The 7,297-nt window shown below is 69.9% G+C and carries 9 protein-coding genes and 1 pseudogene; 6 read left to right on the forward strand and 4 right to left on the reverse strand.

Annotation, left to right across the window (positions count from 1 at the left end; genetic code table 11):
- Position 1: 1 nt before the first annotated feature.
- On the reverse strand, positions 2–1,456 hold the full coding sequence (locus tag CKY28_RS17285; protein WP_095999638.1) for an FAD-binding oxidoreductase: 1,455 nt from the start codon (positions 1,454–1,456) through the stop codon (positions 2–4).
- Between the two features lie 53 nt (positions 1,457–1,509).
- On the opposite strand from CKY28_RS17285, the gene CKY28_RS17290 reads away from it, so the two are divergent.
- The 3 genes from CKY28_RS17290 to CKY28_RS17300 all read left to right on the forward strand — a co-directional run bounded on the left by CKY28_RS17290 (position 1,510) and on the right by CKY28_RS17300 (position 3,785).
- Positions 1,510–1,941 carry a hypothetical protein gene (locus tag CKY28_RS17290; RefSeq protein ID WP_095999639.1) on the forward strand — a complete coding sequence of 144 codons (432 nt, stop codon included), beginning with the start codon at positions 1,510–1,512 and terminating at the stop codon, positions 1,939–1,941.
- 252 nt (positions 1,942–2,193) lie between these two features.
- Positions 2,194–3,603 carry a DEAD/DEAH box helicase gene (locus CKY28_RS17295; protein ID WP_095999640.1) on the forward strand — a complete coding sequence of 470 codons (1,410 nt, stop codon included), beginning with the start codon at positions 2,194–2,196 and terminating at the stop codon, positions 3,601–3,603.
- Positions 3,603–3,785 carry a DUF1289 domain-containing protein gene (locus CKY28_RS17300; protein WP_095999641.1) on the forward strand — a complete coding sequence of 61 codons (183 nt, stop codon included), beginning with the start codon at positions 3,603–3,605 and terminating at the stop codon, positions 3,783–3,785. Before CKY28_RS17295 ends, CKY28_RS17300 begins: the two co-directional genes overlap by 1 nt.
- A 13-nt stretch (positions 3,786–3,798) precedes the next feature.
- Here the strand turns inward: CKY28_RS17300 and CKY28_RS17305 are convergent, their stop codons facing one another.
- From CKY28_RS17305 to CKY28_RS17315, 3 genes are all read right to left on the reverse strand, one after another.
- Entirely contained in the window at positions 3,799–4,191 is a 393-nt protein-coding gene (locus tag CKY28_RS17305) for an endonuclease domain-containing protein (RefSeq protein ID WP_095999642.1), read from the reverse strand.
- Positions 4,192–4,266: 75 nt separating this feature from the next.
- Positions 4,267–4,893, reverse strand: coding sequence for a glutathione S-transferase family protein (locus tag CKY28_RS17310; protein WP_095999643.1), 627 nt, complete (start codon positions 4,891–4,893; stop codon positions 4,267–4,269).
- Positions 4,894–4,942: 49 nt separating this feature from the next.
- On the reverse strand, positions 4,943–5,818 hold the full coding sequence (locus CKY28_RS17315; protein ID WP_095999644.1) for a dienelactone hydrolase family protein: 876 nt from the start codon (positions 5,816–5,818) through the stop codon (positions 4,943–4,945).
- Positions 5,819–5,851: 33 nt separating this feature from the next.
- On the opposite strand from CKY28_RS17315, the gene CKY28_RS17320 reads away from it, so the two are divergent.
- The 3 genes and pseudogenes from CKY28_RS17320 to CKY28_RS19165 all read left to right on the forward strand — a co-directional run.
- Positions 5,852–6,268 (forward strand): secondary thiamine-phosphate synthase enzyme YjbQ, encoded by a 417-nt coding sequence (locus CKY28_RS17320; protein ID WP_095999645.1) that lies wholly within the window; start codon positions 5,852–5,854, stop codon positions 6,266–6,268.
- Between the two features lie 10 nt (positions 6,269–6,278).
- A complete protein-coding gene (locus tag CKY28_RS17325; protein ID WP_095999646.1) occupies positions 6,279–7,070 on the forward strand; it encodes a tryptophan 2,3-dioxygenase in 792 nt (263 codons plus the stop codon).
- Between the two features lie 55 nt (positions 7,071–7,125).
- Positions 7,126–7,297: pseudogene (locus CKY28_RS19165) on the forward strand (acyl-CoA dehydrogenase); the annotation flags it as partial.

A 7,297-nucleotide genomic window follows, 5' to 3' on the forward strand; every position in this document is an offset into this window, starting at 1 on the left:
CCTATTGTCGGTCCGGGCCGGGCGCAAGCGGGACCAGCTTGCCCGGGTTGAGGATGCCCAGCGGATCGAGCGCCGCCTTGATCGCGCGCATGGCGCGGAGGCGCGCGGGGGGCAGAAGACGCGCGAGCTCGTCGCGCTTCATCTGCCCGATCCCGTGCTCCGCGGAGATGGAGCCGCCCGCCGCCGTCACGAGGTCGTGGACGAAGCGCGTCACCTCCGGCGCGGTGTCCCTGTACCAGCGGTCCGGATCGACGCCCGCCGGCGCGCGGACGTGGAAATGGACGTTGCCGTCGCCCAAATGGCCGAACCCGCTGGCGTGGCAGCCGGGGAAGCGCGCCTCGCACGCGGCGGCGGCATCGATCATGAAGCGCGGCATGGCGGGCACCGGCACGGAGATGTCGTGCTGCGTCGCTGGCCCCTGCGCGCGCTCGGCCGCGGAGATGGAGTCGCGGATCGTCCAGAAGGCGTCCGCCTGCGCCTCACTCGCGGCGACCACGGCATCATCGGCGAGCCCCGCCTCCAACGCGTCGCTGAGCAATCGCTCGAGCAGCGCCGTCGGCGCCTCACCGTCCAAATCGGGCGCGGTCGCCTCGATCAGCACGTGCCAGGGATGCTCGCCCGCGAGCGGGGCGCGCGCGGCGGGTAGGTGCGCGAGCACGGCGCGGAGCGACTCAGCCGGCATGATCTCGAAGCTCTCGATCCGGTCGGTGTGCGACCGGCAGTGCCGCAGCAGCGCCATCGCGACCTCGGGCGAGCGCAGCCCCGCCCAGGCGACCGCACGCGCCGCGACCGCCGGCACGAGCCTCAGCGCCGCTGCGGTGACAATTCCGAGCGTGCCCTCCGCGCCGATCAGCAGCTGGTCGAGATTGTAGCCGCGATTGTCCTTGGGCAGCGCCGCCAGCCCGTCATGGACCGAACCGTCGGCCAGCACCGCCTCCACGCCCGCCACCAGCCCGCGCATCGTCCCGAAGCGCAGCACCTGCGTCCCGCCCGCGTTGGTGGACACGAGGCCCCCGATCGTCGCGGACCCACGCGCCCCGAGCGTCAGGGGAAAGCGCCGCTCCCGCTCCAGCGCCCTGTCGTTCAGCATCTGCAACACCACGCCCGCCTCGGCGACCGCGACGTTCGCGTCCGCGTCGATCGATCGGATGCGGTGGAGCCGCCGGAGCGACAGGATCGCGGCCCCGCCCTCCTCGTCCGGCGTCGCGCCGCCGACCATGCCCGTGTTCCCGCCCTGCGGCACCACCGGCGTGCGCGTCGCCGCCGCCGCGCGGACCACCGCCGCGACCTCCGCCGTCGTCGCCGGCTCGACCAGCGCCGCCGCCCGGCCCCGATACCGCCCACGCCAGTCGGTCAGCCAGGGCGCGATCCGATCCGGATCGGTGACGATCGCACGATCGGGCAGCTCGGCGCGGAGCAGGTCGAGGAAGCCTGTCATGACGTGCGCGGCTAGCATAAGCGTCAAAGTTCATCACCCATTCAACAGATTGCGGTACCAGCCGACCATCCATGTTCCGCGCCGCGTCACTCCTGGCCCTGTCCGCGCTCGCCGCCCCCGCCTCGCCCCCCATCGGCGACCGCTGGGAGCTGGCGCAGCTGACGATCCGCCAGCGCACCATGGTGCGCGTGCCGCGCATGGCGCCGCCCGCCCCGCCCAGGCCGGTTGAGTGGGTCGAGAAGAAGGGCCCGCGCTGCGTCCCCGTGGGCGAGCTCGCCGGCGCGCTGGTGAGCGAGCGCGACCGGCTCGACCTGGTGCTGCGCGGCGGCAAGCGCGTGCGCGCGCTGCTGGAGGACGATTGCCGCGGCCTCGACTTCGTCCGCGGCTTCTACCTCAAGCCGTCGGCGGACGGCATGATCTGCGCCGACCGCGACCTGATCCGCACGCGCTACGGGACCAAGTGCCCGATCGACGGGTTCCGGCGGTTGGAGGTAAAGAGGTAGACCTCGCACCCCTTCCCCTCTCCCGTCATGCCGGACTTGATCCGGCATCCACGCGCGTCCGCATACTCGAAAGCGCTTTGGCGAACGGAGGTGCCGCGCATGGACCCCGGATCAAGTCCGGGGTGACGAGCAAGTATAGACGGCGCGCAGACACCCCTTGAACTTGACTTTCAACCCTATTTCCGCGAGCGCTCCGCCTAGCGCTCGGGGCCGCGCACGTCGCGCCACGCCCTCGCTTATCCGGACAACTGCATGAGCTTCGCCGATCTCGGCCTATCCCCCGAACTGCTGCAAGCGGTCACCGACGCAGGGTATTCCGACCCTACGCCGATCCAGGCGTCGGCCATCCCGTCCGTGCTGATGATGCGCGACATCATCGGCATCGCCCAGACGGGCACGGGCAAGACCGCCAGCTTCGTGCTGCCCATGATCGACATCCTCGCCCATGGTCGCAGCCGCGCGCGCATGCCGCGCTCCTTGATCCTGGAGCCCACGCGCGAGCTCGCGGCGCAGGTCGCCGAGAATTTCGAGAAGTACGGCCAGAACCACAAGCTCTCCATGGCGCTGCTCATCGGCGGCGTGTCGATGGGCGACCAGGTCAAGGCGCTGGAGAAGGGCGTTGACGTGCTCATCGCCACGCCCGGCCGCCTCATGGACCTGTTCGAGCGCGGCAACATCCTGCTCACCGGCTGCTCCATGCTCGTCATCGACGAGGCGGACCGGATGCTCGACATGGGCTTCATCCCGCAGATCGAGGAGATCTGCACCAAGCTGCCCGCCAACCGGCAGACCCTGCTCTTCTCCGCGACCATGCCGCCGCCGATCAAGAAGCTGGCGGACCGGTTCCTGTCGAACCCCAAGACGATCGAGGTGGCGCGTCCCGCGTCCACCAACACCAATATCCGCCAGCTGCTCGTGCCCGTGGGCGGCCAGTCGTTCGAGAAGCGGCGCGTGCTCCGCCAGCTCTTGGCGCAGGAGGACGTGCGCACCGCGATCATCTTCGCCAACCGCAAGACGACGGTGCGCGAGCTCAACAAGTCGCTCAAGAGCCACGGCTTCCGCTCGGGCGAGATCCACGGCGACATGGAGCAGCCGCAGCGCCTGGCCGAGCTCGACCTGTTCAAGCGCGGCGACATCAACATTCTCGTGGCCTCCGACGTCGCCGCGCGCGGGCTCGACATCAAGGGCGTGTCCCACGTCTTCAACTTCGACGCGCCCTGGCATCCCGACGACTACGTCCACCGTATCGGCCGCACGGGCCGCGCGGGCGCGACGGGCACCGCCTACACGCTGGTCGCGCCCGACGACGCCGAGAACATCGACAATATCGAGAAGCTGACCGGTCAGAAGATCGAGCGGATCGAGGTCGCCCCGGCCGAAGGCGACGAGCGCCCATCGCGCCGCCGCGACCGGCCTGCGCGCGAGGAGCGGCCGGAGCGCAAGCCGCGTCCCGAGCGCGAAGCCCGTGCCCCTCGCGAGGAGCGCGAGCCCCGCGCCGAGCGCCCCTACCGCGAGGACCGCCCGCCGCGCGACGACCGTACGGACCGCCGCGGACGCGACCGGCATCGCGATCGCGACACCAATCAGGACGGGGGCCCGGACGAGGGCTGGAACGGCCCGGTCCCCGACTTCCTCCAGGTCGCGCTCACCACGGCCGCCTGATGGTCGTCGAGCGCGTCGCCCCCGTCCGGGTGGCGAGCCCCTGCGTCAACATCTGCCGCATCGCCGCCGATGGCCGTTGCGAAGGCTGCGCCCGCACCCTCGACGAGATCGCCCGCTGGACGAGCACGGGCGAAGCCGAGCGCGACCGCATCATGCGCGAGCTGCCCGGGCGACGCTCCTAAATTCCTCCCCCGCCTATGGCGGGGGAGGGGGACCAGCGAAGCTGGTGGAGGGGGAACGACGGGATGCGCTCTCGGCGAGGATGAACCGCAGCACCGCATCTAAGTCACGGAGGATGTCCGGCGCGGCTATGCGTAGAACCCTGACCTTGCGCTCCTCCAGCCAAGCATCGCGGACCGCGTCCCGCTCCGGCCTGTCGTCACGCCCATGGGCCTCGCCGTCAACTTCGACCGCCAACAACGCAGGCGCGCAGTAAAAATCCAGCGTGTATGGCCCGGCAGGATGCCCCTTGCGCCAGCGTACCTCCCGTTTCCGCAACTCCCGCCACAACAGCACCTCCGGCAGGCTCATCTCACGCCGAAGCTGCTTCGTTTGCCTCTGCGTACCGGCCCACCCTTTTAACCGCATCCCGTCGCTCCCCCTCCACCACTCGCTACGCGATCGGTCCCCCTCCCCCGCTGTAAGCGGGGGAGGAACTCAGTATCACGCCGCGCTCTGCATCTCCGCCGCCGCGGCGTCGTCCAGCTCGTTCGCGCGCTTGAACGCCGGCCGCGATTCGATCCGCTCCAGATACGCATCGTACGCCGCGTTGCGCTGGATGATGCCGAAGCGCGTGTACCAGCCGATGCTCGAGCCGACATAGACGTCCGCCGCCGTGAACCGGTCGCCCGCGACGTACGGGTGCTTCGCCACCGCGCTCTCCAGCACACGCATAGCCAGCTCGAAATTGCCGTAGCCGGCCATCGTCTGCTGCTTCTCGTCGGGAACGACCTTCATCGAATGGTTGGTCACCGCCGCCTCGACCGGCCCCGCGGCGAAGAACATCCAGCGATAGTAATCCGCCCGCTCGTGCGGCTCGGGCGCGAGGCCGGCTTCCGGGAAGGCGTCGGCGAGGTAGGCGCAGATCGCCGCCGTCTCCGTCACCACCTGGCCGTGATGGACGATCGCGGGCACCTTCCCCATCGGATTGACGCCCAGATACTCCGCCGCCTTCATCGTACCGCCGTAACCCAGCACCTCCACGTCATAGGGCTGGCCCACCTCCTCGAGCATCCAGCGCGCGATCCGCCCGCGCGAGTGCGGGTTGGTGTAGAGCGTCAAGTCGGCCATCGTTGATCTCCCCTGATTCGTACGGAACGGAAGGGGAACATAGATCAACTCACGCGTCAAGCTCGCGACGGAGGAACGCGACGGTCCGTCGCCACGCCAGGTCGGCCGCTTGCTTGTCGTACCGCTCGGCCGAGGTATCGTTGTTGAACGCGTGCTCCGCGCCGGGATAGACGTGGCCCTCGACCTCCTTGCCTGCGGCCTTGAGCGCCTCGATCCAGGGCAAGCCAGTCGTGTTCACGCGGCTGTCGTTGCCCGCCAGGTGGATCATCATCGCCGCCTGCACCTTAGCCGCCTCCGACGGCGCGGGCGCCGGGCCGTAATAGCTGACGCCGGCCGCAAGCCTCGGCCCCGCCGCGACCGCCAGCCGGTTCACGAACGCCCCGCCCCAGCAGAAGCCGATCGCACCCGTCTTGGCACGGTCCCCGTGCACCTTCCTCATGAAGTCGAGCGCACCGGTCGCCTGGGCGAGCAGCAAGTCGTAGTCCGCCTGCCCGATCATCGCCCTCGCCTTGTCGGGGTCGGCCGGCGTCCCACCCTGCGCGGACAGGAAGTCGGGCGCGACCGCGACGAAGCCCTCCAGCCCCACGCGCCGCGTCACGTCCTCGATATGGGTGTTAAGCCCGCGATTCTCGTGGATCACCAGCACCGCGCCGCGCACCGCCTTCGGATCGCGTGGCCAGGCGGCGTAGCTGGTGAGCGGCCTTCCCGCGAACTCGTTGATGTTGCGCGCGGTCAGCAGCCGCGGGTCCGCCGCCGATACGATCTGCGCCGCCGCCGAGGACACCCCGATCGCCCCGATCAGCGCCTCCGCCGCCGCGACCGACCCCGCCAGCGCCGTCATCTCGCGCAGCAACCGCCGCCGGTCGAGATGCTCGTGCGTATAAGCGTCGTACAGCCGGATCGCCTCGTCACGCAGCTCGGTCATGGGCTTCTCCCTCTACTCGGGCGTTATCACCCGATGCGCCAGTCCACTACTACACTCTCTGTCCGCACTCCCGGCCTAGGCTTGCACGAGGTCACCGACCGCATCACCGCCTGGGTCGCCGACCAGGGCATGCGCGAAGGCCTGCTGACGGTGTTCATCCGCCACACCTCCGCCTCGCTCCTCATCCAGGAGAACGCCGCCCCCGCGGCGCGGCGCGACCTCGAACGCTACTTCGCCCGCATCGCGCCGGAGTCGGCCGAATACGAGCATGACGACGAGGGCCCCGACGACATGCCCGCGCACCTCCGCGCCGCGCTCACGAACACGCAGCTCTCCATCCCGCTCATCGGCGGCCGCCTGACGCTCGGCACCTGGCAAGGCGTGTACCTGTTCGAGCACCGCCGCCGCCCGCACGACCGCCAACTCGCGCTCCACCTCTTGGGCGAGTAGGGTCGCGGCCATGACCCGTCCCCTCACCTACGGCTCGTACCTCCGCCTTCCCGAGCTCCTCGACCTGCAGAGCCCGCGCACCGGCACGCACGACGAGCTCCTGTTCATCACCATCCACCAGGCGTCCGAGCTGTGGATCAAGCTCATGCTCCACGAGCTGGACGAGGCGCGCCGCCGCATCGCCGCCGACGACCTCGCGCCTGCGCTCAAGATGATGGCGCGCGTGTCGCGCATCCAGGCGCAGCTGATCCAGTCCTGGGAGGTGCTCGCCACCATGACGCCCGCCGACTACCAGCGGATGCGCGGCGGCCTGGGCGGCAGCTCCGGCTTCCAATCCGACCAGTATCGCCGCCTGGAGTTCGTCATGGGCGCCCGCGACCCCCGCATGGTCAAGGTGTTCGACGTCGAGCCCGAGCTCCAGGACGCGCTGCGCGACGAGCTCACCCGACCCAGCCTCTACGACGAAGCGCTCCGCCTCCTCGACCGCAACGGCCTCCCCGTCCCGCCCGAACGGCTGGAGCGCGACTGGTCGACGCAGCTCGACCCGTCGCCGGAGGTTGAGGCCGTCTGGACCCAGGTCTACGCCGACACGGAACGCTGGTGGGACCTGTACGAGCTGGCGGAAAAGCTCGTCGACCTCGAATACCATTTCCAAATCTGGCGCTTCGGCCACCTCAAGACCGTCGAGCGCGTCATCGGCTTCAAGCGCGGCACCGGCGGCACCGCGGGCGTGCCCTATCTCGCCAAGGTCGTCGAGCAGCGCTTCTTCCCCGAGCTCCTGAACGTCCGCTCCTCGCTCTAGGGGTGGACAATCCGCCCGCCCCGGCCCAACTCCGAACCGCAAAGGAGCAGGTGAAATGGCGACCATGGGCCGGTTCGAGTGGGATGACCCTTTCCTCTTGGACGAGCAGCTGAGTGACGACGAGCGCATGATCCGCGACACCGCGCATGCGTACGCGCGCGAGCGGCTGCTGCCGCGCGTCGCCCACGCCTTTCAGCACGAGCATACCGACCCGGAGATCTTCCGCG

This window comes from Sphingomonas lenta, from assembly GCF_002288825.1.
Lineage (GTDB): Bacteria > Pseudomonadota > Alphaproteobacteria > Sphingomonadales > Sphingomonadaceae > Sphingomonas > Sphingomonas lenta.